Origin of the sequence: Amycolatopsis sp. NPDC051128, assembly GCF_040682715.1 — a bacterium.
Lineage (GTDB): Bacteria > Actinomycetota > Actinomycetes > Mycobacteriales > Pseudonocardiaceae > Amycolatopsis.
Map to the genome: position 1 here is coordinate 183,269 of NZ_JBFBBN010000007.1, position 24,849 is coordinate 208,117.

The 24,849-nt window shown below is 71.3% G+C and carries 22 protein-coding genes and 3 pseudogenes; 12 read left to right on the forward strand and 13 right to left on the reverse strand.

The genetic code is table 11. From position 1 onward, the window contains the following. The first annotated feature begins 149 nt into the window (after positions 1-149). Positions 150-1,022: pseudogene (erm, locus tag AB0M82_RS11000) on the forward strand (23S ribosomal RNA methyltransferase Erm). A gap of 23 nt (positions 1,023-1,045) precedes the next feature. Here erm and AB0M82_RS11005 read toward each other — a convergent pair. The 8 genes and pseudogenes from AB0M82_RS11005 to AB0M82_RS11040 form a co-directional block, all read right to left on the reverse strand. Continuing rightward, a pseudogene (locus tag AB0M82_RS11005) lies at positions 1,046-2,257 on the reverse strand (beta-N-acetylhexosaminidase); the annotation flags it as partial. Position 2,258: 1 nt separating this feature from the next. Continuing rightward, complete coding sequence (locus AB0M82_RS11010) at positions 2,259-3,107, reverse strand: carbohydrate ABC transporter permease (RefSeq protein ID WP_364719846.1); 849 nt, start codon at positions 3,105-3,107, stop codon at positions 2,259-2,261. Further along, positions 3,098-4,036, reverse strand: coding sequence for a sugar ABC transporter permease (locus AB0M82_RS11015; protein WP_364719849.1), 939 nt, complete (start codon positions 4,034-4,036; stop codon positions 3,098-3,100). Before AB0M82_RS11015 ends, AB0M82_RS11010 begins: the two co-directional genes overlap by 10 nt. Before the next feature lie 2 nt (positions 4,037-4,038). Next, positions 4,039-5,313: an extracellular solute-binding protein gene (locus AB0M82_RS11020; protein WP_364719852.1), complete on the reverse strand. Its 1,275-nt coding sequence runs from the start codon at positions 5,311-5,313 to the stop codon at positions 4,039-4,041. 25 nt (positions 5,314-5,338) lie between these two features. Further along, positions 5,339-6,460: a lactonase family protein gene (locus tag AB0M82_RS11025; RefSeq protein WP_364719856.1), complete on the reverse strand. Its 1,122-nt coding sequence runs from the start codon at positions 6,458-6,460 to the stop codon at positions 5,339-5,341. Positions 6,461-6,508: 48 nt separating this feature from the next. After that, positions 6,509-7,897 (reverse strand): gluconate:H+ symporter, encoded by a 1,389-nt coding sequence (locus AB0M82_RS11030; protein WP_364719859.1) that lies wholly within the window; start codon positions 7,895-7,897, stop codon positions 6,509-6,511. Beyond that, the gene (locus tag AB0M82_RS11035) at positions 7,894-9,489 is read right to left on the reverse strand and encodes a D-aminoacylase (protein ID WP_364719862.1); all 1,596 of its coding nucleotides are present in this window, start codon (positions 9,487-9,489) and stop codon (positions 7,894-7,896) included. The genes AB0M82_RS11030 and AB0M82_RS11035 overlap by 4 nt, the downstream gene beginning before the upstream one ends. Next, positions 9,489-10,802 carry an amino acid deaminase gene (locus tag AB0M82_RS11040; RefSeq protein ID WP_364719865.1) on the reverse strand — a complete coding sequence of 438 codons (1,314 nt, stop codon included), beginning with the start codon at positions 10,800-10,802 and terminating at the stop codon, positions 9,489-9,491. Before AB0M82_RS11040 ends, AB0M82_RS11035 begins: the two co-directional genes overlap by 1 nt. Before the next feature lie 151 nt (positions 10,803-10,953). Between AB0M82_RS11040 and AB0M82_RS11045 the strand changes: the two genes are divergently transcribed. From AB0M82_RS11045 to AB0M82_RS11055, 3 genes are read left to right on the forward strand one after another with little or no spacing between them, the layout of a single operon-like run. Beyond that, on the forward strand, positions 10,954-11,889 hold the full coding sequence (locus AB0M82_RS11045; RefSeq protein WP_364719962.1) for a sugar kinase: 936 nt from the start codon (positions 10,954-10,956) through the stop codon (positions 11,887-11,889). Next, the gene (locus tag AB0M82_RS11050) at positions 11,886-12,644 is read left to right on the forward strand and encodes an IclR family transcriptional regulator (RefSeq protein WP_364719868.1); all 759 of its coding nucleotides are present in this window, start codon (positions 11,886-11,888) and stop codon (positions 12,642-12,644) included. The genes AB0M82_RS11045 and AB0M82_RS11050 overlap by 4 nt, the downstream gene beginning before the upstream one ends. Beyond that, a complete protein-coding gene (locus AB0M82_RS11055) occupies positions 12,644-13,027 on the forward strand; it encodes a RidA family protein (RefSeq protein WP_364719871.1) in 384 nt (127 codons plus the stop codon). Before AB0M82_RS11050 ends, AB0M82_RS11055 begins: the two co-directional genes overlap by 1 nt. A 36-nt stretch (positions 13,028-13,063) precedes the next feature. Here AB0M82_RS11055 and AB0M82_RS11060 read toward each other — a convergent pair whose 3' ends face one another. From AB0M82_RS11060 to AB0M82_RS11070, 3 genes are read right to left on the reverse strand one after another with little or no spacing between them, the layout of a single operon-like run. After that, positions 13,064-14,059: a 1-aminocyclopropane-1-carboxylate deaminase gene (locus tag AB0M82_RS11060; RefSeq protein ID WP_364719874.1), complete on the reverse strand. Its 996-nt coding sequence runs from the start codon at positions 14,057-14,059 to the stop codon at positions 13,064-13,066. After that, positions 14,056-14,691 carry a GntR family transcriptional regulator gene (locus AB0M82_RS11065; protein WP_364719877.1) on the reverse strand — a complete coding sequence of 212 codons (636 nt, stop codon included), beginning with the start codon at positions 14,689-14,691 and terminating at the stop codon, positions 14,056-14,058. Before AB0M82_RS11065 ends, AB0M82_RS11060 begins: the two co-directional genes overlap by 4 nt. A 59-nt stretch (positions 14,692-14,750) precedes the next feature. Beyond that, positions 14,751-15,110, reverse strand: coding sequence for a DUF1844 domain-containing protein (locus AB0M82_RS11070; protein ID WP_364719880.1), 360 nt, complete (start codon positions 15,108-15,110; stop codon positions 14,751-14,753). Positions 15,111-15,371: 261 nt separating this feature from the next. On the opposite strand from AB0M82_RS11070, the gene infC reads away from it, so the two are divergent. From infC to pheT, 6 genes are all read left to right on the forward strand, one after another. Next, positions 15,372-15,935: a translation initiation factor IF-3 gene (gene infC / locus AB0M82_RS11075; RefSeq protein WP_364719965.1), complete on the forward strand. Its 564-nt coding sequence runs from the start codon at positions 15,372-15,374 to the stop codon at positions 15,933-15,935. A gap of 68 nt (positions 15,936-16,003) precedes the next feature. Continuing rightward, entirely contained in the window at positions 16,004-16,198 is a 195-nt protein-coding gene (gene rpmI / locus AB0M82_RS11080) for a 50S ribosomal protein L35 (RefSeq protein ID WP_364719882.1), read from the forward strand. 68 nt (positions 16,199-16,266) lie between these two features. Next, positions 16,267-16,644 (forward strand): 50S ribosomal protein L20, encoded by a 378-nt coding sequence (gene rplT, locus AB0M82_RS11085; RefSeq protein ID WP_020645456.1) that lies wholly within the window; start codon positions 16,267-16,269, stop codon positions 16,642-16,644. A 23-nt stretch (positions 16,645-16,667) separates the two neighbouring features. Next, positions 16,668-17,456 (forward strand): RNA methyltransferase, encoded by a 789-nt coding sequence (locus AB0M82_RS11090; protein ID WP_364719885.1) that lies wholly within the window; start codon positions 16,668-16,670, stop codon positions 17,454-17,456. 299 nt (positions 17,457-17,755) lie between these two features. After that, positions 17,756-18,817: a phenylalanine--tRNA ligase subunit alpha gene (gene pheS, locus AB0M82_RS11095; protein WP_364719888.1), complete on the forward strand. Its 1,062-nt coding sequence runs from the start codon at positions 17,756-17,758 to the stop codon at positions 18,815-18,817. Beyond that, positions 18,817-21,381, forward strand: coding sequence for a phenylalanine--tRNA ligase subunit beta (pheT, locus tag AB0M82_RS11100; RefSeq protein WP_364719891.1), 2,565 nt, complete (start codon positions 18,817-18,819; stop codon positions 21,379-21,381). Before pheS ends, pheT begins: the two co-directional genes overlap by 1 nt. Positions 21,382-21,608: 227 nt before the next feature. Here the strand turns inward: pheT and AB0M82_RS11105 are convergent, their stop codons facing one another. Further along, positions 21,609-22,298, reverse strand: coding sequence for a DNA alkylation repair protein (locus tag AB0M82_RS11105; RefSeq protein WP_364719893.1), 690 nt, complete (start codon positions 22,296-22,298; stop codon positions 21,609-21,611). Positions 22,299-22,461: 163 nt separating this feature from the next. Between AB0M82_RS11105 and AB0M82_RS11110 the strand changes: the two are divergent. Together AB0M82_RS11110 and AB0M82_RS11115 are read left to right on the forward strand one after the other, a co-directional pair. After that, positions 22,462-22,821: pseudogene (locus tag AB0M82_RS11110) on the forward strand (alpha/beta hydrolase); the annotation flags it as partial. A gap of 200 nt (positions 22,822-23,021) precedes the next feature. Further along, positions 23,022-23,519 (forward strand): helix-turn-helix domain containing protein, encoded by a 498-nt coding sequence (locus AB0M82_RS11115; protein WP_364719896.1) that lies wholly within the window; start codon positions 23,022-23,024, stop codon positions 23,517-23,519. Positions 23,520-23,809: 290 nt separating this feature from the next. Here the strand turns inward: AB0M82_RS11115 and AB0M82_RS11120 are convergent, their stop codons facing one another. Then, positions 23,810-24,778, reverse strand: coding sequence for a YafY family protein (locus AB0M82_RS11120; protein WP_364719899.1), 969 nt, complete (start codon positions 24,776-24,778; stop codon positions 23,810-23,812). Between the last annotated feature and the right edge of the window lie 71 nt (positions 24,779-24,849).

Genomic DNA, 24,849 nt, shown 5'->3' on the forward strand with positions numbered 1-24,849 from the left:
CGGGCGTCAGTCTCTGCAGCGTGACCGCCGCGCCTGACGGCGCGTACCGCTGAAGATCCGATCGCGCCGTACTTCCGGATGCCCTGGCACCCGGAGGCGGTCGAGCGACCCCCCGGGTGCTCCATTCCGCAAGTCTGGAGTGCCTCCCCTTGTCCCGCTCCGTCCATGGTGGCCGCCACGAACTCGGCCAGAACTTCCTGCACCATTCCCCGACGATCGACCGGATCGTCCGGCTCGTGCGCGAGACGGACGGCCCGATCCTGGAGATCGGCGCCGGCGCCGGCGCGCTCACCGAGCATCTCGCGACGCTCGGGCGTGACGTCCTGGCCGTCGACATCGACGAGCACCGCGTGCGCCGGCTCCGGCGCCGCCTTCCGTCGGTGACCGTGGTTCACGACGACGCCCTCCGGATCCCGCTGGACCGGCCGGTCGTCGTCGGCAACCTGCCGTTCCACCTCACCACGCCGATCCTGCGGCGGCTGCTCGCCGATGGCGGCTGGGCCGAGGCGATCCTCCTGACGCAGTGGGAGGTGGCCCGCAAACGCGCCGGCGTCGGCGGCCGCACCATGCTGACCGCGCAGACCGCTCCCTGGTTCGACTTCACGCTGCACGGGCGCGTCCCGGCCGACGGGTTCCGGCCGAAACCGAGTGTCGACGGCGGGCTCCTCACGGTCTCCCGGAGGCGGTCGCCGCTCGTCGGCCCGGCCGAACGCGCCGGTTACGAACAGTTCGTGCGCAAGGTCTTCACCGGCCGCGGCCGCGGGATCGAGCAGATCCTCACCTCGGTGGTCCCGCAACCCTGGCACGCGACCTTGAAGGCCGCCGGGATCCCGCCGTCGGCCCTGCCGCGCGACCTCACCCCGCGGCAGTGGACGGCGCTGTGGAACGGCTAGCGCGGCCGGCCCGGCACCCCCGGCCGCAGCTGCCACGGGTGCGGCCCGGCCAACGGCCGGTACTCGACCCCGAGCGCATCCAGCCGCGGCAGATGGTGGTCGCGCAGCCGTGGCAGGAACTCGCCGTAGTCTCGCGGTCCGCTGCTCCAAGCGACCTCGGCGAACGCCGACAGCCGCGGGAAAGCCATGTAGTCCACCCGCCGGACGCTGTCCAGGTGCTCGCTCCACACCTGCGCCTGCACGCCACGCAGCCGAGGGCCGGTCAACGCCGGTTCGTACGAGTAGACGTCCTCCAAGGTGTGAACCCAGCCGACCGGAATCGGCTCGTCGGGGTGCGCGGACTGCCGGTGGTCCAGGTACACGTGCTGCTCCGGGCACATCACCACGTCGTGCCCCGCCGAAGCCGCCCGGAGGCCCGCGTCCTCGTCGCGCCAGGCGCCGATGACCATCGGGGGCAGACCGCCGATGTCGAGGACCTCGTCCCAGCCCATCGGGGTGCGGCCGCGGGCCACCAGGTGCTGGGCCAGCTGCCGGACGAACTCGCGGTGCGCGTCGGTCGCGCCGGGTGTTTCGTCGCCGCCCAGGGCGATCACCGGAGACGGGAAGATCTCCAGCAGGTGGTCGAACACGGTCCGGAAGAAGTCCAAAGTGGACGAAGTTGGCGAAAGCAGTGAAGTGCTGATGCCCCAGTCGGTCCACACGTCGTAGGACGGCGAAGTCCCTAGCGAGGGGTACGCGGCCAACGCCGCCCGCGCGTGGCCGGGGACGTCGATTTCCGGCACCACGGTGATCGCGCGGGCGGCGGCGTAGGCCACGATCTCCCGCAGGTCGTCGCCGGTGTAGAAGCCGCCGTGCGGGCGTCCGTCCTGCGTGCCCCCGCTGCCGGTCATCGACGACGGCCGCCAAGCGCCCACCGACGTCAACCGGGGAAACGCCGGGACCTCGAAGCGCCAGCCCTGGTCGTCGGTCAGGTGCAGGTTCAGCACGTTCAGCTTGTGCGCGGCCAGCAGGTCGACGAACCGGAGCACCTCGGCCTTGGTCCGGAAGTGCCGGGCGACGTCGAGCAGGCAACCGCGCCAGCCGAACCGCGGGTGGTCCTCGACGACGCCACAGGGCACTGCGTGTCCACTGTGGATCGACGCGGCGCGGAACGCGTCCGGTCCCACGAGCTGTCGCAGCGTTTGCCGCCCGTAGAACTCCCCGGCGGCGTCACCACAGAACAGCACGATGCCGGCGGGTGAGATCTCCAGGCGGTAGCCCTCGGCGGGCAGGTCCGCGGACCGGACGTCCACCGGGGACGGCCACGCGAGGGTGCCGGGCGCGGGTGTCACGGAAACCGGCCGCGGGAGGAGCGTGTCGAACATGTCAGCCCTTCACGGCGCCGGCCATCCCGGACACCAGCCGTCGTTGCACGAGGACGAAGAACACGAGCACGGGGATCGTCATGAGCGTCGAGGAGGCCATCACCGCGCCCCAGTCGGTGTCCTCCGGCTTGAAGAACACCAGGATCGCCTGCGGCAGCGTCTGGTTCTCGGTCTTGGAGATGATGAACGTCTTGGCGAACAGGAAGTCGTTCCACGCGTGGATGAACGCCAGCACGCTGACCGCGACCAACCCGGGCGCCACCAGCGGGAACAGGATCTGCCAGGTGAACCGCATCCGCGAAGCGCCGTCCAGCTTCGCTGCCTCTTCGAGTTCGACCGGCACCGCGGCGACGAACCCGCGCAGCATCCAGATCGCGAACGGCAGGCTGAACGCCAGGTGCACCAGCACCAGCGAACCCAGTTCGTTCAGCCCGAACGCCGGCGCCACGCCGCCGATCTGGCGCATCAGGAAGAACAGCGGGATGGTCAGCGCCTCCACCGGCACCATCTGGGCGACCAGGGTCATCACCAGCAGCACGGTCCGGCCCTTGAACGAGAACCGCGTCAGCGCGACCGCCGACAGGAACGACAGCAGCAGCGACAGCACCACGACGACCAGGGCGACCAGCAGGCTGTTGAGGAAGAACCGCCCGAAGCCGGACACCGTGAGCACGCGCTCGAAGCTGTCGAACGACGGCCTGAACGTCCACGGCTTCGGGTTCGCCGACTGGATTTCGCCCGGTGGCTTCACCGCCGACAACAGCATCCAGTACAGCGGAAAGGCGACGATCCCGGCGATCACGACGGTGACGATCTCGGCGACCAGCCGCCCAGGACGCTTCACAGCCATGCCGCGCTCCGGCGCTGCGACCGGACGTACAGCCCGGTGAAGGACAGCAGCAACAGCGTCATCACGACTCCGATCGCCGAGCCGAGGCCGTACTCCTGCCCGGCGAAGGCCTGCTGGTAGGCGTAGACGTTGAGCACGAGATTGCGCCCGGCCACGCCGCCACCATTGGTCATCACGTAGATCTGGGTGAACACCTTGAAGTCCCAGATGATCGACTGGACGGTGGCGATCATCAGCAGCGGCCGCACCATCGGCAGCACGATCGTCCACGTCGTGCGCCACGTCGACGCGCCGTCGAGCGACGCGGCTTCGAGCACCTCGTCCGGGACGCCCTTGATCCCGGCGTACATCGTGACCAGCACGAACGGGAACGAGCACCAGATCACCTCGGCGGCGACCAGCCCGAACGCGCCGAGCGTGCCGAAGGTCCACGAGTGGTGCTCGAACGGCAGCCCGAGCCCGGACAGCACCTCGTTGACCAGGCCGAAGTCGGTGTCGAACAGGAACAGCCAGACGTAGGAGCCGGCGATCGCCGGCGTCGACCACGCGCCCAGCGCGGCCAGGAACAGCAGCATCCGGGGGAGTGACCGCACCCGGCTCGCCAGTACCGCGAGGCCGGTGCCGACGATCAGGCTGCCGGCGACGCAGGCCGCGGCGAACCCGATCGTCTTGCCGAGCACGGTCCAGAACTGCGCCTGGGACAGCAGGTCCGTGTAGTTCGCGAAGCCGAGGAACACCAGCGGCGCGTTGCCCGCGGCCTGGGGCTGGCCGTAGTCGTAGAAGGAGATCAGGAGCAGCTGGTAGATCGGATAGGCCAGCAGCGCGGCGAGCAGGACGCCCGCCGGGGCGAGGTAGAGCGCGGCGGCCCGGCCGTCCCGTCGCCGCGCCTTCGGGGGCACCGCGACGGGACGGGTTTCCTGTGTGAGCACCACTAGCCGAAGGCCTTGTTCATCGCCGCGGCCGCGTCGGTCAGTGCCGCCGACGGATCCTTCCCGCCGGTCGCGATCTGCTGGACGGCGGTCGGCAGGACGTTCTGGCTGTCGATCTTCGACCACGCCGGCGTCGCCGGGACGAACTTCGTGCCCGCCTTCAAGGTGTCGACGAACGGCTTGAGGGACGGGTCGCTCGCCGCGAGCTTCTGCTGCACGCTGCTCAGCGTGGGCAGGTTCCCCATCGCGGCGTACATCTTTTCCTGGTACTTCGCCCCGCCGAGCAGTTCGACGAACTCCAGCGCCAGGCCGCGGTGTTTGCTCGCGTTGAACACGCCCAGCAGGTTGCCGCCGGCGAACGCCGGGGCGACGCTGCCCGCCGTCGTGCCCGGGAGCGGCACGACGGCGTACTTGCCCTTCACCGCACCCTGTTCGACGGCTTTGCGGTTGAAGTCGCCGCCGATCGTCATCCCGGCCTTGCCGCCGGCGAACGCCGTGACGCTCTGCGTGCCGGTCAGGTTCGCGCACTGCGCGGGAGGGCAGATGTCGTCCTTGAGCAGGTTCGCGTATTGGGTCACGCCGGCCTTGGCCTGCTCGCCGGTCACCGCGGCCTGCCACTTGCCGTCGCTTTGCCGCGCCAGCTCGCCACCGTTGGCCCAGAGGAACGGCAGCATCGCGTAGGTGTACTTGCCGCCGACGGAGATGCCGTAGAGGCCGGGCTTGGCGGCGCGGATCTTCCGGGCGTCTTCGGTGAGTTCGGAGAGCGTCGACGGCGGCTTGAGGCCGAGCTCGGTGAAGACGTCGGTGCGGTAGTACAGCGCGCGGACGCCGGTGTACCAGGGCAGGCCGTAGGTCTTGCCGCCGGACTTCGCGGTGTCCAGCACGGTCGGGATGAGGTCCTTGCCCTCGCTCCACGACGCGAGGTCGCCGGTCAGGTCGGCGAGCGCGCCGGTGGCGGCGTAGCCGGAGACGTCGGTGTTGCCGAACTCGGCGACGTCCGGGGCGTTGGCCGGGTCGTTGAAGGCCCCGGAGAACTTGTCGGCGCGGCCTTCGACCGGCACCCACTGGACGTCGACTTCGACGCCTTGGTGCGCCGCCTTGAACTCGGCGATCGCCTCCTTGACCACGGCCTCCTTCGGCGCGCGGTTGGCCTCGTCGAACAGCCAGACGCGGACGGTGCCGGTCTTGTCGTCCGAGCCGGCGCCCGCGGGCGCGGACTGGGTGGGCGCACAGCCGGCCAGCACGGCCAGCGCAGCGACGAACGGCAGCAGTCTCATGGGTGCCTCCAGTGGGGACCTGAGGTCAGGCGAAATAGACGGAGTTGACGCTGCCGACGGCCAGTTGGCCGGCGGGCGCGCCGGGCAGGCCGGTGGCGGGGTCACGCGGCAGCCACGTGACGGTGCCTGAGCGCTGGTTCGAGACGTAGAACCAGCTTTCGGAAGGGTCGAGGGCCACGTGCCGCGGCCAGTTGCCGCCGGTGGGCACGTTCGACACCAGCTTCAGCATGGCGCCGGAGGCCGTGAACGTGGCCAGGGTGTTCGGACCGCGGACGGTCGCGTAGACGAACTTCCCGTCGCGCGACACGAGGATCTCGCCCGGGAACTGGTCGCCGGTGCTCCCGGCGGGCACGGCCGGGACGACCGAGAGCGCTTTCAGCTTCCCGGCGGCCGCGTCCCAGCTCGCGACCGCCACCTCCGCCCGCAGTTCGCCGAGGATGTAGGCGAACTTTCCGGTGCGGTCGAACGCGAGGTGCCGCGGCCCGGCGCCCGACGGCAGCTTCAGCTGCTGGTGCAGTGAAAGCTTCCCGGCGGCGAAGCCGTAGACGTACACCGAGTCGGCGCCCAGGTCGACCGCCACCACCCAGCGGCCGCTCGGGTCGTTGACGACCTGATGCGCGTGCGCGTCCCGCTCGGCACCGTGGTGGGTGACGAGGTCCGTGGCCGGCCCGAGCTTGCCGCCGGCCAGGATCGGCAGCACGACGACGCTGCCCGAGCTGTAGTTCGCGGCCAGCACGTACTTCCCGCTCGAATGCACCGAAAGGTGCGTCGGCGCGCCACCCTTCGAGGAGACCTTGTTGAGCAGCTTCGGTTTCGTGGCGTCGGCGACGTTCAATGCCGAGACGTAGCCCGCCGGGTCGCCCTCGTTGGTGACGTACAGCGTCTTGCCGTCGGCGCCGCTGTCGAACCACGACGTGTCGGTGATCCCCGGGATCGTCCGGAGCAGGGACAGCGCCGCGCCCGAACGCGTGGCGACGTCGAGACCGTGCCCGGTCGCCCCGGTGGTGTAGCTGCCGATGTACAGCGTGGTGCCGGTGAAGCAGCCCTTCTCCGTGGTGGTCGCGCCGGCCGCCTGCGTGCCGAGGATCGTGGCGGCCCCCGCACCCGCGGCTGCACCGAGGAACGTGCGACGGGAAAGTCCGGTCATCGTCTTTGTCTCCCAACGGGTTTCGGCGGTGACAGGCTTCAGTATGGTCTAGACCAGCGCCATCAGCAATGCCGCGACGCCGAATCCCGAAAGGGACAGCACGGTTTCCAGCGCGGTCCAGGACTTGATCGTCTGCGGCACCGTGAGGTTGAAGTACCGCGAAACGATCCAGAACCCGCCGTCGTTGACGTGCGAGGCGATGATCGACCCGGCCGAGATGGCCATCACCAGCAGGGCCAGCTGGATCTGCGAATAGCCGAGCTGGGCCACGGCCGGGCCGAGGATGGTGCTCGTCGTCACGATCGCCACCGTCGCCGAGCCCTGGGCGATCCGCATGCCGCAGCTGATCACGTACGCCGCGAGGATCACTGGCAACCCGGCGTCGTGCAGCGAGTCGGCCACGGCCTTGCCGATCCCGGTGGCCGCGAGCACCGCGCCGAAGAACGCGCCCGCGCCGACCACCAGCAGGATCATCGCGACCGGCCGCAGCGACTTCGCGGCCAGCTCGTTGAGGTCCTTGCCGGTGAACCCGCGCCGCAGGCCGAGCAGCCACGAAGCCAGCAGGACGGCGACGGTCAGCGCGACCGCGGGGGTGCCGATGAACGCGGCGACCCCGGCGAGGGCGGAGCCCTTCGGCAGCCAGATGCTGCCGAACGTGCCGGCCAGGATCAGCACCAGCGGCACCGCGATGATCGCGGCGACCAGCCCCAGCGACGGCGGGTTCTCTTCGCGCTCGCCCTCTTCTTCGGCGAAGACCATGTCCTCGGGCACGCCGACGTCGATGCGCTTGCCGATCCAGGTCGCGTAGAGCACGCCGCCGACGAGGAACGCGGGGATGCCGCAGGCCAGGCCCATCAGGATGATCCAGCCGAGTTCGACGTGCAGGAGCCCGGCCGCGGCCACCGGACCCGGGTGCGGCGGCAGGAAGGCATGCGTGATGGACAGGCCGGCCAGCAGCGGCATCGCGTACAGCACGAGCGAGCGGCCGCCCTGCCGCGCGGCGACGTAGACGAGCGGGGCCAGCACGAAGATGCCGATGTCGAAGAACACCGGGATGCCGAAGACGAACCCGGCGACCCCCATCGCCAGCGGTGCCCGCTTCTCGCCGAACGACCGCAGCAGCGCCCCGGTGAGCACCTTCGCGCCACCCGAGCGTTCCAGGATCGAGCCGAGGATCGTGCCCAGCCCGATGATCGCCGTGATGTGCCCGAGGATGCCGCCGAACCCCTTCTCCAGCAGCGAGTCCGACGCCTTCTGCGCCGAGCCGACGATGGTGCCGACGGGCAGGCCCGCGGCCAGCGCGGTGAGCAGGCCGACGACGATGAGGGCGATGAAGGGTTCGAGCCGCAGCTTGATGATCAGCACCAGCAGGACGGCGATCGAGACGGCGGCGAGCGTGAGCAGGCCGCCCGTGGTGTGTTGCAGCCAGTGGATCATCGGGCTCTCCCGGGGTTGCGCAGGGACCGGCCGGCGAGGGCGCCGGTGGGACGGCCGTCGTCGAGGGCGGCGACGCCGTTGACGAAGACGTGGGTGATCCCCGCGGCGGGCTGCCGCGGGTCGTCGAAGGTGGCGGTGTCGGCGACCGCGTCCGGGTCGAACAGCACCAGGTCGGCGGCGTGTCCGGCGCGGACCAGCCCGCGGTCGGTCAGCCGCAGCCGCCGTGCGGCCCGACCGGTCAGGTGGGCGACGCACTCGGCGAGGTCCAGGACGCCCAGTTCGCGGACGTACCGGGCGAGGTATCGCGGGAACGTGCCCCAGGCGCGCGGGTGCGGCCGCGCGCCGACGAGGAGCCCGTCGCTGCCGCCGGTGTGCGTGGAGTGCCGCATGATCGCCTGGACGTTCTCCTCGTGCCCGACGTGCATCAGGCACGACGTGCCGAGCCGTTCGTCGAGCAGCGTGTCGAAGTACAGTTTCGCGGGTTCGGTGCCTTCCCCGCGCGCCGACGCGGCGACGCTGTGCCCGACGAGGTGGGCGTTGCGGTCGTTGCGGACGCCGTTGATCTCGATGGCGTCCCAGTCGATCGGGACGCCGTGCGCACCGTCCGAACCGGACTCCTCGATCTCGGCGCGGATCCGCTCGCGTTCGTCCACATCGGACAAGCGGGCCAGCGTCGCGTCGAGGCCGCCTTCGGTCGCCCAGCTCGGCAGCAGCGCCGAGAGGTAGGTCGCGCCCGGCAGGTACGGGTAGGTGTCGAGGGTGACGTCACAGCCGTCGGCCAGGGCCTCGTCGAGGAGCTTCAGCAGGTCGGGCGCCTTGCCCTTGTTCACCGAGAAGTTCATCGTCGCGTGCGCCAGGTGGAGCGGGCAGCCGGAGCGCCGCGAGACGTCGATCATCTCGGCGAACGCCGCCAGCGCGCCCTTGCCGTAGCTGCGGTGGTGCGGGCTGTAGAAGCCGCCCAGCTCGCCGACCACCCGGCACAGCTCGACCAGCTCACCGGTGTCCGCGTACATCCCGGGTGTGTAGGTGAGGCCCGAGGACATTCCCATCGCGCCTTCGCGCAGGCCGGTGGACACGAGTTCCTTCATCCGGTTCAGCTCGGCGTCCGTCGCCCGCCGGTCGTCCCAGCCGACGGCGAGCATCCGGACCGTGCCCTGCGGGACCAGGTAGGCCGCGTTCACGGCGATGCCCTGGTCGAGGCGATCGAGGTACTCGCCGACCGAGCGCCAGTTCCAGTCGAACCCCGGTGGATCGTCGTTCCAGCCCGCGAGCTGCTGCCGCAGGGCTTCGAGGACGACGTCGTCCACGGGCGCGTACGAAAGCCCGTCCTGGCCGAGCACCTCGGTGGTGACGCCCTGGGTGATCTTGGCCGGGTGCTCGGGGTTCGCCAGCAGCTGCAGGTCGGAGTGCGAGTGCATGTCGATGAACCCGGGTGCGAGCACCAGGCCGTCCGCGTCGATGTTCCGCCGCCCGGCCAGCGAGCCCGCATCGGCGACGCTCGCGATCCGGCCGCCGGTGATGCCGACGTCGTGCCGGGTGATCGCGTCGCCGGTGCCGTCGGCGACCAGCGCGCCCTTGACGACGACGTCCATCAGAACCACGTCCGGACGAGGTCGACGACGGTCTCGCCGTCGGCCGCGGTCACCGGGATCAGCGGCCACTTGTCGAACACCGTGCACGGGTGGGAGAGGCCGAGCCCGATCCAGTCGCCCACGTCGACGGGCGACCCGGCGGGCAGCGTGAGGAACGCGTGCTGGTCGTTCATCTTCGCGACGACGTGACCTTCGAGGGGCTCCGCACCGCCGCCCGGGGTGCGCCGCAGCTGCGGCTCGGGCATGCCCTCGTCGAACGACGCGTCGCGCTTGCCGATGGTCAGCAGCGCCAGCTCGTCCGACGGCTTCGACGTCACCTGCGCCCAGGCCCGGAGCGCGGGCCGGAACGACGCGACACCGTCGATGCGCGGGTGGTCGCCGAGCGGGGAGATCTGGCGGTAGAAGCCGTCGTCGTGGGTGACGTACGCGCCGCTGCGCAGCACCGGCAGCACGTCGAGACCGTCCGGCCACGGCTTCGTGAGCTCGTTGGCGACCTGGTCGAAGTACGCGCTGCCGCCGGCGCTGACGATGATCTGCCCGTCGAGGAGCCCCTTGTCCGCGAACGAGATCGCGAGCTCACGCAGACCGTCCACATAGGAGCTGATCTTGGCGAGCGCGGCATCGTCGGTGTCGTGCGAGAGGGCGCCCTCGTAGCCGCCGGTGCCGCGCAGCCGCAGCACCGGGCTGGCGTGGACCGCTTCGGCGATCGCCAGCGCGGTCGCGGTGTCGCGGACGCCGGTGCGGCCGCCGTCGGCCCCCAGCTCGAGGAGGACGTCGACCGGGCGCTCCGTCCCTTCGAGGGCTTCGGTCATCAGCTCGACGCCGCGCACCGAGTCGACCCAGCAGACGAACTCGAAGTCCGGGTCCGCCGCCAGCTCGGCGGCCAGCCAGCGCAGGCCCGCCGGGTCGAGGAACTGGTTGGCCAGCAGGATCCGGGACACCCCGAAGGCGCGGTATATCCGGAGGTGGCCGGCGTTCGCGCAGGTCAGGCCCCACGCGCCGTGCTCGATCTGGCGCGCGAACAGCTGCGGTGCCATGGTCGTCTTGCCGTGCGGGGCCAGCACCACGCCGCGGGCGGCGCACCACGCGGCCATCGTCCGCAGGTTGTGTTCGAGGGCTTCGTCGTCGAGCACGACGAACGGCGCGAAGAACCCGTCGGCGAACAGGTTGAGCCGCCGGTCCGCGGCTTCGGCGAGGGTGAGCCCGGCCAGGGCGGGAGCGGCCGAGCGGAAGCGCCAGTCGATCCGCTCCTGCCGGAGGGCGTCGAGCGCGGCGGTGTCCATCGTGCAGACGGTGGTTTCGGGGGATGTCATCGGCGGCGACCTCGGTTGCGTATGTTGCAACGGCTGTTGCGTATGTTGCGCGCCATAGGTGTAGCATCCGGGTCGGCACAGGTCAACGGGGTGAAAGGCAGGGAGACGGAAAGTGACGAGCGGGCCCGAGGTGCTGTGTATCGGCGAGTCGATGGCGCTGTTCGTGCCCGCCGAACCAGGTCCGCCGGACGAGGTGAAGCGGTGGGTGCGCACCATCGGCGGCGCCGAATCGAACGTGGCCTGCAACCTCCCGGCGCTGGGCGTGTCGAGCGGCTGGGTGAGCGCGGTCGGTGACGACCCGTTCGGCCGCGCGATGCTCCGGGAAATCGCTGCCACCGGCGTCGACGTCAGCTCGTGCTACGTCGACCCGGCGCGCCCGACTGGGCTCTACATCAAGGAAAGCGGCGCCGGCGGCAGTCCCGTGCGCTACTACCGGACCGGCTCGGCGGCGTCCGCGATGGACCCGTCGTTGCTGGGCCGGCTGGACCTCGACGGCGTCCGCGTGCTGCACCTGTCGGGGATCACGCCCGCGCTGTCCGACAGCTGCCTCGCGCTGGTGTGCGCCCTTCTGGAGATGCCCCGCGGCGACCGGCTGATCTCGTTCGACGTCAACCTGCGGCCCGCGCTCTGGGCCGGCCGCGAACCCGGCCTGCTCGCGGAACTGGCCGGGCGGGCCGACATCGTGCTGACCGGCGACGACGAGGCCCGGCAGGTGTGGGGGACCGGCGACCCGGCGGAACTGCGGGCCCTGCTGCCGGGGCCGCGCACGCTCGTCGTCAAGCACGGCGAACGCGGGGCGACGCTGGTCGAGGGCGAGCCGTTGTTCGCGCCCGCGCTGCGGGTCGACGTCGTCGAGCCGGTCGGCGCCGGCGACGCGTTCGCCGCCGGGTTCCTCGCCGCGACGCTGCGCGGCGCCGGACCGTTGGAACGGCTGCGGCAGGGGCACCTGCAGGCCGCCGTCACCCTGCTCACCCACGACGACGTCGGGGTGCCGCTGCCTCGCCCGGTCGTGGCTACCCTGCTGCACGCGGACCCGGACGAGTGGCGTTCGGTGCGGCTGACCGGAGAAGGCGTGGTGCGCACGTGAGTCAGAGTCTGGATCGAGCGCTGACGCTGTTGAACTCGATCGCGAAGGATGCTCGCACCCTCGACGACCTCGCCGACGAGATCGGCGTGCACAAGTCGACCGTGCTGCGGCTGTTGCGCACCCTCGAACAGCACCACTTCGTGCGGCGCGAGGGCACCCGGTACTACCGGCTCGGCAGCGCCATGTTCGACCTCGCCAACCAGGCCCTGGATTCCTTCGACGTCCGGCGCAGCGCCCACGCCGCGCTGGCCGCGCTCAACGCGCGCACCGGGCACACCGTGCACCTGGCCAGCTACGAAGACGGCGAAGTCGTCTACATCGACAAGTTCGAGGGACGGCACTCGGTGCGGATGTACTCGCGCATCGGCAAGCGCGCGCCGCTGCACTGCACGGCCGTGGGGAAGGTCCTGGTCGCGGCGATGCCGCCGGCGCGGCGGGAGGAGATCGCGCGGTCGATCGACTACCCGGTGCGGACGCCGAACACGATCACGACGCCCGAGGCCTACCTCGCCGAGCTGGAACGCGTGGACCGGCTCGGGTACGCCGTGGACAACGCCGAGCACGAGGACTTCATCCACTGCGTCGCGGCGCCGGTGCGCGGGGCGGACGGCGAGGTGCTGGCCGCCGCGTCGATGTCGGTGCCGAAGGTGCTGCTCGACTACGAAGGCCTGCTGGGGCTGGTGCCCGAGCTGCGGGCCGCCACGAAGGAAGCTTCCGTCCACAGTGGATGGACGGAGAACGGAAAGGGGCACTGATGAGCAAGACGGCAGTTTCCACCGAGAACGCGCCGAAGCCGCCGGCGAAGTTCTCACAGGCCGTCCGCAAGGGGAACCTGCTGCAGGTCGCCGGCCAGGTCGCGTTCGACCCGGCCACGAACGAGATCGTCGGCGACGACGTCGCGGGCCAGACCCGGCAGACGTTCAAGAACATCGAGGCCGTGCTGTCGGCGGCGGGCTCGAGCCTCGCCGACGCGATCATGGTCCGGGTGTACCTGACCGACACGGCGCACTTCGCGCCGTTCAACGAGGTGTACGACGAGCTGATCGGCGACGCGCCGCAGCCGGCGCGCACGACGGTGTACGTCGGCCTCCCGGGTGAGCTGCTCGTCGAGATCGACGTGCTCTGCGTGCTGGACTGAGCCTTCGGTGGGCCGGGTCGTGCCCGGCCCACCGGTTCAGCCGAGGACGCTCGTGTAGCCGTTCAGGGCGGGCTGCCCGCCGAGGTGCGCGTACAGCACGTTCGAGCCGCGCTCGATCTCGCCGCGGCCGACGAGGTCGATGAGCCCGGCCATGGACTTGCCCTCGTACACGGGGTCGGTGATCATCCCCTCCAGCCGGGCGCACGTCTCGATGGCGTCCACAGTGGACTTGTCGGGGATGCCGTAGATCCCGGCGTGGTAGCGGTCGTCCAGTTCGACCTCGGGGATCTCGCCGGCGCCGATCAGCTCGGCGGTGTTCCGCGCGATCCGCGTGACCTGCTCGCGGGTTTCGCCGGGCTTGGCCGAGGCGTCGATGCCGAGGATCCTGCGCTTCTTGCCGAGCGCGGTCCCGGCGACCATCCCGGCCTGGGTGCTGCCGGTGACCGAGCAGACGACGACGGTGTCGAAGAAGACGCCGAGGTCTTTCTCCTGCTGTTCCAGCTCGACGATCCAGTTCGCGAAACCGAGCCCGCCGAGCCGGTGGTCGGACGCGCCGGCGGGGATGGCGTACGGCTTCCCGCCGCGGGCCTCGGTCTCCGCGATCGCGTCCTCCCACGTCTGCTTGAAGCCGATGCCGAAGCCGGCTTCGACGAGCCGGACGTCGGCGCCGAGGATCCGCGAGAGCTGGATGTTGCCGACCTTGTCGTAGAGCGGGTCGTGCCAGTCGACCCAGCTCTCCTGGACGAGCACGGCCTTCAGCCCGGCGCGCGCCGCGGCGGCCGCGACCTGCCGGGTGTGGTTGGACTGGACCCCGCCGATGGAGACGAGGGTGTCGGCACCCTGGGCGAGCGCGTCGGCGACCAGGTACTCCAGCTTGCGGGTCTTGTTCCCGCCGAACGCGAGACCCGAGTTCACGTCCTCGCGCTTGGCCCAGATCCGCGCGCCACCCAGGTGGTCGCTCAGCCGGTCCAGGGGGTGCACCGGCGACGGGCCGAAGAGCAGGGGGTAGCGCGGGAAGTCGGCCAGGGTCATCGGTCCTCCAGCAGGTCGGTCCAGATGGTCGAGATCACGGAGACCGCCGTGCCGGTGTCGCGCTTCTCCAGGGCGTCGATGAGCCTCGTGTGGCGCTCGACGGAGTTCCAGGCCAGCGCCGAGCTGAACCGGGCATGCTCGAGACGGCGCAGCAGCGGTGTGTAGCGGTCGAGGGTCGCGGCGACCGCGGCGTTGCCGGCCAGTCGGACCGGGACGTCGTGCAGCTCGTCGTCCGCTTCGACGGCGGCCGCGATGTCGCCGGCCTCGATCGCCGCCGCGAAGCGGTCGTTGGCCGCGCGCATCGCGGCGACGTCGTCCGCGCGGCACTTCGGCGCGGCCTGCCGGACGGCGAACTCGTGCAGCAGCCGGACGATCTCGCGCGCGTCGGCGACGTCGGCGGTCAGCACCTCTGAGACCCGGGTGTAGCTCTGCGGCTTGGACTCGACGAGGCCGTCTTCGGCCAGTCGGCGCAGCGCCTCGCGCACGGGGGCTTTCGAGAGCCCGAGCTGCTCGGCGAGGTCGCCGTCCCGGAGTGGAGCACCGGGCGGCAGGGTGCCGTCGACGATGGCGTGGCGGATGCGGTCGTACGCCTCGTCACGGAGCAACGGGCGGGTGACCTTGGGAAGACTCACATGTAACATGTTAGATGTCGGAGGACTCGTCCGGCAAGGAGCCGGACGAGCGGGACGAGTCAGTAAACGGGGCCGGTGTACTTTTCCCCGGGGCCCTGACCAGGCGGATCGGGCACGACCGATGCCTCGCGGAAGGCCTTCTGGAGCGACTGCAGGCCATCGCGCAGCGGGCCGGCGTGCAGTCCGAGGTACTCCGCGGAGGCGGTGACGAGCCCGGCCAGCGCGGTGATCAGGCGGCGCGCTTCGTCGAGGTCGCGATGCGGGGAGGCCGCCGGGTCGGGGTCGGCGAGGCCGAGCCGTTCGGCGCCGGCCGACAGCAGCATCACCGCCGCCCGGCTGATCACCTCCACGCTGGGGATGTCCTCCAGGTGGCGCGCTTCCGGGGAATACGGGGGCTGTTGGGAAGGTTGTTCCGACACGTCTGGTACCCTTCCACGTGCGACCAGCTCCCGAGCGATCGGGGGCGGCAAGTGGAGCCCCGCTCCCACCCGCGTCACCGTACAGGTGTCCGGGTCCGGTCTCGCCCGGACGCAAGTGCCGGGTGAAGTGCCCGGCTTCGCGGCCGGGTGCGATCGGAAACAGAGTGGGCCCCGCGCACCGACACACGGTGACCGGGGCCTTCGCTATGTGGGCACCAGGTCGACGAGAACAGGAAACATTCCTCGGACCAAGGAGGCCCCATCAGCTCCGAGACACGCATCAACGACCGAATCCGGGTGCCGGAGGTCCGACTCGTCGGACCGGCCGGTGAACAGGTTGGCATCGTCCGGATCGAGGATGCGCTGCGCCTGGCGCAGGAGAACGACCTCGACCTCGTCGAGGTCGCGCCGCAGGCCCGCCCGCCGGTGTGCAAGCTCATGGACTTCGGCAAGTTCAAGTACGAGAGCGCGCAGAAGGCCCGCGAGTCCCGCCGCAACCAGCAGCTGACCGTCATCAAGGAACAGAAGCTGCGCCCCAAGATCGACCAGCACGACTACGAGACCAAGAAGGGTCACGTGTCGCGCTTCCTGGCGGCGGGCAACAAGGTCAAGGTCACGATCATGTTCCGCGGTCGCGAGCAGTCCCGGCCGGAGCTCGGCTACCGGCTGCTGCAGAAGCTCGCCGAAGACGTTACGGAGCTGGGCTTCGTCGAGTCGTCGGCCAAGCAGGACGGCCGCAACATGATCATGGTGCTGGCCCCGCACAAGAACGTGAAGCCGAAGGCCAAGGCAGAGACGGCCCCCGAGCCGGTCCCCGAGGCGTAGGCGCCGACCAGCACATGTCAGCGGCTCACCGGATTCTCCGGTGAGCCGCCGCACGAAAGAGGATTGAAATGCCGAAGATGAAGACCCACAAGGGGACGTCCAAGCGGATCCGCGTCACGGGCTCGGGCAAGCTGCGCCGCCAGATGACCGGCCGCCGGCACCGCATGGAGAAGAAGTCCAGCCGCGTGACCCGCCGTCTCGAGGGCACCACCGAGGTGTCGCAGACCGAGGTCAGCCGCGTCAAGCGCCTGCTCGGCATCTGATCCTTCCCCAACTTGCTGTAACCACCCGGGGCGTCCCCCTCGCCCCCTGAGATCGACAGGATGGACCCGTGGCACGCGTCAAGCGGGCGGTAAACGCCCAGAAGAAGCGTCGCGCAACTCTGGAACTGGCCAGCGGCTACCGCGGCCAGCGTTCGCGGCTGTACCGCAAGGCCAAGGAGCAGACGCTTCACTCGCTCAACTACGCCTACCGGGACCGTCGTGCCCGCAAGGGTGACTTCCGCCGCCTGTGGGTCACCCGCATCAACGCGGCCGCCCGGGCGAACGGCGTGACCTACAACCGGTTCATCCAGGGCATCAAGGCCGCGGGTGTCGAGGTCGACCGCAAGATCCTCGCGGATCTGGCCGTCAACGACGCCGCCGCCTTCACCGCGCTGGCCGAGCTCGCCAAGGCCAACGTGAACACCGGCGAAGCGAAGTCGGCCTGACCGGCAGTTCTCCCCGACCCGGGGTGGATCCGTTCACCGAACGGACCCCCCGGGTCGTTGCTGCGCGCAAGCTGACGCGCCGCGGGGAACGCGACAAGGCCGGCCGGTTCCTGGCCGAAGGCGCCAACGCCGTCGAGGCCGCGCTGGCGGGCGGCAAGGTGGCCGAGCTGTTCGTCACCGAGCGCGCGGCGGCGCAGCACGCGGAACTGGTGGACGCGGCCCGCGCGGCCGGCGTCCCGGTTTCGCCGATCACCGACCGCGCTGCCGACGGGTTGTCCGAAACCGTGACGCCCCAGGGCATCGTGGCCGTCTGCGCACTGCTGGACCGTCCGCTCGACGAGGCCGTGGCCCCGGGCGCCCGGCTCGTGGTGGTGCTGGTGGACGTCGCCGACCCCGGCAACGCGGGCACGGTGATCCGCGTCGCCGACGCGGCGGGCGCCGACGCGGTCGTCCTGGCGGGCGACACGGTCGACCCCCACAACGGCAAGTGCGTCCGCGCGGCCGCCGGCAGCCTGTTCCACCTGCCGATCGCGCGGGTGCGCGACGTTCCCACCGCGCTGGCGGCCTGCTCGGCCGCGGGCCTGCGCACGTTCGCCGCGCACGGCTACGCGGACGCCGAACTCGATCGGGTGGATCTCACCGCGCCGACGGCGTGGGTGTTCGGCAACGAAGCCCACGGCCTGCCGTCCGACGTGCTCGACCGCACCGACCTCGCGGTCCGGATCCCCCTGTACGGCAAGGCGGAAAGCCTCAACCTCGCGACCGCGGCGGCCGTCTGCGTGTACACGAGCGCGATGGCGGCGCGGCGCTGACCGGCTGCCGGTCTTGGACGCCGCGCTGACCTGCGGGGTACCTCGCGCCCGTTGATCGGCTTCGGTTCTTCAGACGCCGCGCTGACCTGCGGCGACACTGCGCGCGCCGCGTTTTCCCGAGGCTCGGTGCCGGCCTGCCCGGCCCTCGCCGTGGCCCGCGCCGACCGTGCATCCGCACCCGCCGAGGGCGACCGGGGGCGCGCGGACCCGATCCCATAGACTTTTCCCGCCTTTGACCTCTCGTGCGCCGCGTGTCCAGCGGAGCACGAACGACCAGTCCCAGCGGACGCCGAGGAGTTATGTCCGGAGCCAAGGAGAAGCAAGCCCAGGGTGCGGTGCTGGCCCCCGAGACGCTGCAGGAGGCGGTCAAAGCCGCCGAAGCCGCGTTCGCCGCCGCGACCGGGCTCGAGGCGCTGGCCGAGGTCAAGCCGGCGCACCTCGGCGACCACTCGCCGCTGCTGCTGGCCCGCCGCGAGATCGGCGCCCTGCCCAAGCAGGAGAAGGCCGAGGCCGGCAAGCGCGTCAACGAGGCCCGCCAGGCCGTCCAGTCGGCCTTCGACACCCGCCGCGCCGAGCTCCAGGTGGAGCGCGACGAGCGCGTGCTGCGCGAAGAGACCGTCGACGTCACGCTCCCGTGGGATCGCGTCCCGCGCGGCGCGCGGCACCCGATCAGCACCGTCTCCGAGCGCGTCGCGGACGCGTTCGTCGCGATGGGCTACGAGGTGGCCGAGGGGCCGGAGCTCGAAGCCGAGTGGTTCAACTTCGACGCGCTGAACTTCGGCAAGGACCACCCCGCGCGTCAGCTGCAGGACACGTTCTACGTCGGCGAGGAGGACTCCGGCCTGGTGCTGCGCACGCACACCTCGCCGGTGCAGGCACGCACGCTGCTGCACCGTGACCTACCGGTGTACGTCGTCTGCCCCGGCCGGACGTACCGGACCGACGAGCTTGACTCGACGCACACGCCGGTGTTCACCCAGGTCGAGGGCCTCGCGGTGGACAAGGGCATCACCATGGCGCACCTCAAGGGCACGCTGGACGCCTTCGCCCGCGCCATGTTCGGCGAGAATTCGAAGACGCGGTTGCGCCCGCACTTCTTCCCCTTCACCGAGCCGTCCGCGGAAGTGGATGTCTGGTTCGAGGAGAAGAAGGGTGGCCCCGGCTGGGTCGAGTGGGGCGGCTGCGGCATGGTCAACCCGAACGTGCTGCGTGCCTGCGGCGTCGATCCCGAGGTGTACTCGGGCTTCGCCTTCGGCATGGGCATCGAGCGCACCCTGCAGTTCCGCAACGGGATCCCGGACATGCGCGACATGGTGGAAGGCGACGTCCGCTTCACCCTTCCCTTCGGAACGGAGGCGTAGTGCGAGTCCCAGTCAGCTGGCTGACCGAACACCTCGACATCGCTGAGGAGGTCACGCCGCAGGACCTGGCCGACGCGTTCGTGCGGATCGGGATCGAGGTCGACGACCTGAGCGAGCTCGGTCCCGTGACCGGACCGCTGGTCGTCGGGCGCGTCGCCGAGGTCGAGGAGCTCACCGAGTTCAAGAAGCCGGTCCGGTTCTGCCGCGTCGACGTCGGCGAGCCGGCCGATGACACCGACGAGGCCGAAGACGAAGACGAAGACAGCGAGTTCGATGAGGACGCCGAGTTCGACGAGGGTCCGCACGGCATCAAGACCCGCGGGATCATCTGCGGTGCGCGCAACTTCGCCGAGGGCGACCTGGTCGTCGTCGCGCTGCCCGGCGCGGTCCTGCCCGGCGGCTTCGCCATCGCTTCCCGCAAGACCTACGGCCGGATCAGCGACGGCATGATCTGCTCGGCGCGCGAGCTCGGCCTCGGCGACGACCACACGGGCATCCTCGTGCTGCCGCCGGGCACCGCCAGCCCGGGTGACGACGCCCAGGAGCTGCTCGGCCTCGGCGACTCGGTGATCGAGCTCGTTCCGACCCCGGACCGCGGTTACGCGCTCTCGGTCCGCGGCCTCGCGCGCGAGCTGTCGAACGCGCTGGACGTGCCCTTCGGCGACCCGGCGCTGCTGGAGGTCCCGGCGGCCGAGGGCGACGCCTGGCCGGTTCGCGTCGAGGACCCGGAGGGCTGCCCGCGGTTCGTGCTGCGCCGGGTCACCGGCGTGGACGCGACCGCGCCGACCCCGTGGTGGATGCGGCGGCGGCTGATGCTGGCCGGCATCCGTTCCATCTCCCTGGCCGTCGACGTCACGAACTACGTGATGCTCGAGCTCGGGCACCCGCTGCACGCGTTCGCCACCAAGGCCATCCAGGGCGATCTGGTGGTGCGCCGGGCGAAGCCGGGCGAGAAGCTGACCACTTTGGACGATGTCGAGCGCACGCTCGACCCGGACGACATCGTCATCGCCGACGACAGCGGCGTCATCTCCCTCGCCGGCACGATGGGTGGCGCGAGCACCGAGATCACCGCGGAGAGCACCGACGTGCTGCTCGAGGCGGCGCACTGGAACCCGGCCGCGATCAGCCGCACCGCGCGGCGCCACAAGCTGTTCTCCGAGGCGGCCAAGCGGTTCGAGCGGTTCACCGACCCGCAGCTGTGCGCGGCCGCCGTCGAGCTGGCCGCCCGGCTGCTGCGCCAGTACGGCGACGCCGCCATCCAGCCCGGCCGCACCGACGAGGGCGGGGTCGAGCCGAACCCGGCGGTGATGATGCCGATCAACCTGCCCGACAAGGTCGCGGGCGTGAACTACAAGCGCGGCGTGACCGTCCGCAGGCTCACCCAGATCGGCTGCAAGGTCTCGGTCGGCACCGGCGACGACGGCACCGGCCTGGTCACCGCCATCCCGCCGAGCTGGCGCGGCGACCTGCGCCAGCCCGCCGACCTCGTCGAGGAGGTGCTGCGGCTGGAGGGCTACGACAGCATCCCGTCGACGCTGCCCGCCGCCCCGGCCGGCCGCGGACTGACCGACGCCCAGCGGCGCAGCCGCAACGTGGCACGCGCGCTCGCCGAGGCCGGGTACGTCGAGGTGCGGCCGTTCCCGTTCGTCGGCGACGCGGTGTGGGACGCGTTCGGCCTTCCGGCCGACGACGTCCGCCGCAACACCGTCGTGGTGCGCAACCCGCTGGAGGCCGACCGCAACCGGCTGGCCACCACGCTGCTGCCCGGTCTGCTGGACACGATGCAGCGCAACGTGTCGCGGGGGATGAAGGACGTCTCGCTGTTCCACATCGGCCAGGTGGTGCTGCCCGCGCCGAACCCGCTGAAGGTGCCGGACCTCGGCGTCGACCGGCGGCCGAGCGACGAGGAGCTCGCGCTGCTCGAAGCGGCCGTGCCGCAGCAGCCGCTGCACGTCGCCGTGGTGCTCGCCGGTCAGCGCCACCGCGCCGGCTGGTGGGGCCAGGGTGAGCAGGCGAACTGGGCCGACGCGGTGCAGGCGGCCCGGACGGTCGCCGAGGCCGCGGGGATCGAGCTGACGGTGCAGGCCGCCGACCTGCCGCCGTGGCACCCGGGCCGCTGTGCCCAGCTGCGCGTCGGCGACTGGCCGGTCGGCCACGCCGGCGAGCTGCACCCCAAGGTGGTCGAGGCACTCGGCCTGCCGCCGCGGACGGTGGCGATGGAGCTGGACCTGGACGCGATCCCGCTGCCGGACTCCCGCCCGGCGCCGAGCGTGTCCGGCTACCCGCCGGTGCTGCTCGACGTCGCCCTCGTGGCGGCGGCGGACGTGCCGTCGGCGGATCTCGCCGCGGTCCTGCGCGAGGGGGCCGGCGAGCTGCTCGAGGACATCACGCTGTTCGACGTCTACACCGGCGAGCAGGTCGGCGAGGGCAAGCGGTCGCTGGCGTACAAGCTCCGGTTCCGCGCCGCGGACCGGACCCTGACGGTCGACGAGGCCACCAAGGCCCGCGACGCGGCGGTCGCGGCGGCGGGCGAGCGGTTCGACGCGACCCTGCGCGCGTAGCCGCGGGCGAAGCAAGGGGAGAGGGGCCGGGCCACCGGCCCCTCTCCCGTTTCGGCTCCAAAGCCGGCCGCACGCCTCGACTTCGACGCACCCGGCCGACCCGACCGTCCCGGCACGCAAGTCGACTGTCCCGGCACGTGAGCCGACCCTCCGGGTACGCGCGCCGACCGTCCAGGTGCGCGCGCCGACCGTCCGGGCATGCCGGTCGGTTCGTCGAGGGCTGAACGTCACCCGATGTGCTTGAGTGCCTCCCTTCGCGACAGTCCCGAAAGGTCCGGGTGATCGTCCACGAAGGACCGGACCCAGTCCGGTGCCGTCTTCGCGTAGTCCCGCAGTGCCCAGCCGATTCCTTTGCGTAGGAAGAACTCCGGCTCGGCGATCGCCGGTTCGATGGCGCGGGTGAGCAGGTCGGTGTCGGTTTCCTCCTTCGCGCCGACCTGGCAGATGATCGCCGTGCGCCGGCGCCAGAGGTCGCGATCCGCCACCCAGCTCTGCACGATCGGCGTGACGAGCGTGCGGTCCGCTCGGAGGATCGGCCCGATCCGGCGGATGGCGAGCTCGTCGACATGGTCCCACCACGCCCCGCTGACGATCATTTCCTCGTACATCGGAATCAGGCCCGGGTCTTGCCACCGCCGGTACGCGCGATGCCCGGAAAGGTCGATCGCCGCGTAGCGCTCCTCGCGGAATTCGGCGGTCCGCCACAACTCCAGGACGGTCGCTGAATATGTCACCCGATCGGGCAATATGTGCTCGGCCAGCACCCGCTTGAGCAGCGCGCTCCGCTCGGGTTTGGCCACCCCGCGGAAGGGCATGGCCGACTTCATATAGGCCTGCATCGCGGGCGCCTTCGCCGGGTCGGCCAGCTCGGCCAGCCCGCTGCGGATCGCCTTGACCAGCTGTTCGTCCGCGCTCATCCGTCCTCCCTCCGCGCTCATGCGCCCCGCAGCGTACTGCCGGCCACCGACAGTTCCGGCGCGCCGCGGGCGGCGCAGGTCCCGGCGAAGGCGGATGGCGGAACTCGCGTCGGTCAGCGAGATTGTCCGGAATTGCCGGTGGTTTCACCGAAATCCGGCCCACTCCGTCGAATGTGGCAAGGTGGCCGGTGCGCTCCTGATCGGCGAGGAACTCGACGCCGCCACGCCGTGCGCCGGCAGCCTCGAGGTCCGGAGGCGGTTCCCGAACTCGAACCTGATCAGCGCGCCGGGTGGCACGACGCACGCCGGCTCGCTGTCCGGGGTGTCCTGTGTGGACGACCGGATCGCCGGCTACCTGGCCACCGGCGAGCTGCCGCGGCGCCGGCCCGGCGACCACTCCGATGTCCGGTGTGGCCCGGTGCCGCCGCCGGTCCCCGAGGGGGTCACGGCACAGAAGCCGGACAGCTCCGCCAAGGTCGCGCAGGAGAAGCAGAGCACGCTGGCTCAGCTGCCGCACTTCTGAGCGCAGGTTCCGCTCGCTGCCCCGGCCCGGCTCGCCTGGACCGGGGCAGTGTCCTGTCCGCCGGTGTCTCATCGTCGCCTCCCGATGACGGGGTGTGGTCGCCGCAGACGGTAGGGCAGGGGTCCGACAATTCCGGAGCGAAACCGGCCGTGAGCAGTGCGTGTCCGAAAACTGTCGGGGGTGCGCGCTAGCTTCGTGGCATGTCGATCATCGAAGAGCGCCGGACCGAGATCCGGGCACAGGAAATCACCTACCAGATCGCCGTCGCCACCAGGACGGACGCCGATCGCGCCGAACCGACTCCCCGAGTGATGATCACCCTGGAAGCCGGCGGCCCTGGCGGCGAACCGGTCGCCGAGGGCAGCCTCGACCTGGACGTCGCGGTGGCGGCCACGGTGGCCGACCTCGTCGCGGACGGGTTGCTGTCCGCGGCCGGCGCGGGCCGGGCGCCGCGGCGAAGATCCGCGGGCCGTCCCTCTCAACAGGGCCGCCCGTGGAACGGGGAGATGGACGCCGAGCTGGAACGCCGGTGGATCGCGGGCGAGAGCGTCGCGGAGATCGCGGCGTACTTCGAGCGCACTCCGGGCGGCATCCGCGCCCGGCTGCCCCGCGTGGGCTGCGACCCGGAGCACCCGGCCTGCTACCTCCCCGTGCCGCCGAGCAGGCGCACGGACCAGGACGGAGGTGAGCCGGACTGAGCGGTGCGAGTGGGCCGGTCCACAGCGGACCGGCCCACCCCCGGTCGTGTCCTTTTCGCACTGAACGGAGCCGGGCGACCGGCCCCTGGTTCGCGCTGGAACACCGCGGAAGGACGGCTCGACCGGCATTTCCGTGTCCAGGTCGCGGATCGGGCCCGGATCGTCCGGGCGTTCACCGGTTTCGTCGCGGGCGACGACAGCCGGCTGCCGGGGTTCGGCTGGCAGCGGGTGGAGCTGTCTTGCCTGCCCCGGAACGCATTCAGGGAGGGGGAGCAGTGTCGCACCATCGGTCAGCTCGGCGCGCCGGAACCGGCCGCCGCGCTCGCGCGGTCCGCGAGCACCTTCAGGTGGGCCACCAGTTCCGGTGGCTCCTCGACGGTGAACGCGCACCCCAGCCCGAGCAGCCGGAACGCGAGCCAGTCCAAGGTGTCCGGTTGGCTTCGCCACCGGCACCGGCCGTCGTCGAGGTCCGTCAGCTCGCCCACGGCCGCGCCGAGACGCGGTGCGATCTCCTGCGAAGGGGCCGCCACGTCGGCCACCGCCCGGTACGTCGGGGCGAGGTCGTAGAGCCGTTCGACGACGTAGGCCGCCAGGTCCGTCGCGGGTGGCTTCCGCGGGGTGACGCGGCCGCCGGTCGCCTGGGCGTCGCGGACGCGGTCGGTGCGGAAGGTCCGCCAGTCCGCCCGGTCGAGGTCGTAGGCGACCAGGTACCAGCGGCGGCCGGCGGCGACCAGCCGGAGCGGCTCGGCCCGGCGCCGGGTCTCCGTCCCGTCGTTCGCGCGATAGCGGAACCGGACCGTCTCGTGGTTGGTGATCGCGCCCGCGAACACCGTCAGCTGGGCCGGGTCGACGACCGGCCCGGTGGCCGGCACGGCGAGCGTCGCGGTACCGATCGTGCCGACCCGGCGGCGCAGCCGCGCCGGCAGCACCTGCTCCAGCTTGGCCAGCGCCCGGACGGACGCCTCTTCGATCCCGGAAACCGGCTGCCCCGCGGCGGTTCGCAGCCCGACCGCGATCGCGACGGCTTCGTCGTCGTCGAGCACCAGGGGCGGCATGGCGGTGCCGGCGACCAGCCGGTAGCCGCCCGCGACACCGCGGCTGGCCTCGACCGGGTAGCCGAGCTCGCGCAGCCGATCGATGTCGCGGCGGATCGTGCGCGGGCTGACATCGAGCCGCTCGGCCAGCTCGCTGCCCGGCCACTCGCGGGGCGTCTGGAGCAGCGAGAGCAGGCCGAGCAGCCGCGCCGGGGTGTCCGTCATCCGCCCAGCATCCCAAGGTGGCGGGGACCACTTCCCAGTAATCCTATTTGTTTAGCCTTGCAAGGGCGTGC

Coding starts and splice junctions, on each gene's coding strand:
- AB0M82_RS11055 (WP_364719871.1), top strand. CDS start 12,644: ATGAGCAAGACGGCAGTTTCCACCGAGAACGCGCCGAAGCCGCCGGCG.
- AB0M82_RS11020 (WP_364719852.1), bottom strand. CDS start 5,313: ATGAGACTGCTGCCGTTCGTCGCTGCGCTGGCCGTGCTGGCCGGCTGT.
- pheS (WP_364719888.1), top strand. CDS start 17,756: ATGTCCGGAGCCAAGGAGAAGCAAGCCCAGGGTGCGGTGCTGGCCCCC.
- AB0M82_RS11040 (WP_364719865.1), bottom strand. CDS start 10,802: ATGACATCCCCCGAAACCACCGTCTGCACGATGGACACCGCCGCGCTC.
- rpmI (WP_364719882.1), top strand. CDS start 16,004: ATGCCGAAGATGAAGACCCACAAGGGGACGTCCAAGCGGATCCGCGTC.
- AB0M82_RS11105 (WP_364719893.1), bottom strand. CDS start 22,298: ATGAGCGCGGACGAACAGCTGGTCAAGGCGATCCGCAGCGGGCTGGCC.
- AB0M82_RS11060 (WP_364719874.1), bottom strand. CDS start 14,059: ATGACCCTGGCCGACTTCCCGCGCTACCCCCTGCTCTTCGGCCCGTCG.
- AB0M82_RS11030 (WP_364719859.1), bottom strand. CDS start 7,897: ATGATCCACTGGCTGCAACACACCACGGGCGGCCTGCTCACGCTCGCC.
- AB0M82_RS11045 (WP_364719962.1), top strand. CDS start 10,954: ATGGCGCTGTTCGTGCCCGCCGAACCAGGTCCGCCGGACGAGGTGAAG.
- AB0M82_RS11035 (WP_364719862.1), bottom strand. CDS start 9,489: ATGGACGTCGTCGTCAAGGGCGCGCTGGTCGCCGACGGCACCGGCGAC.
- AB0M82_RS11115 (WP_364719896.1), top strand. CDS start 23,022: ATGTCGATCATCGAAGAGCGCCGGACCGAGATCCGGGCACAGGAAATC.
- AB0M82_RS11010 (WP_364719846.1), bottom strand. CDS start 3,107: ATGGCTGTGAAGCGTCCTGGGCGGCTGGTCGCCGAGATCGTCACCGTC.
- AB0M82_RS11120 (WP_364719899.1), bottom strand. CDS start 24,778: ATGACGGACACCCCGGCGCGGCTGCTCGGCCTGCTCTCGCTGCTCCAG.
- AB0M82_RS11025 (WP_364719856.1), bottom strand. CDS start 6,460: ATGACCGGACTTTCCCGTCGCACGTTCCTCGGTGCAGCCGCGGGTGCG.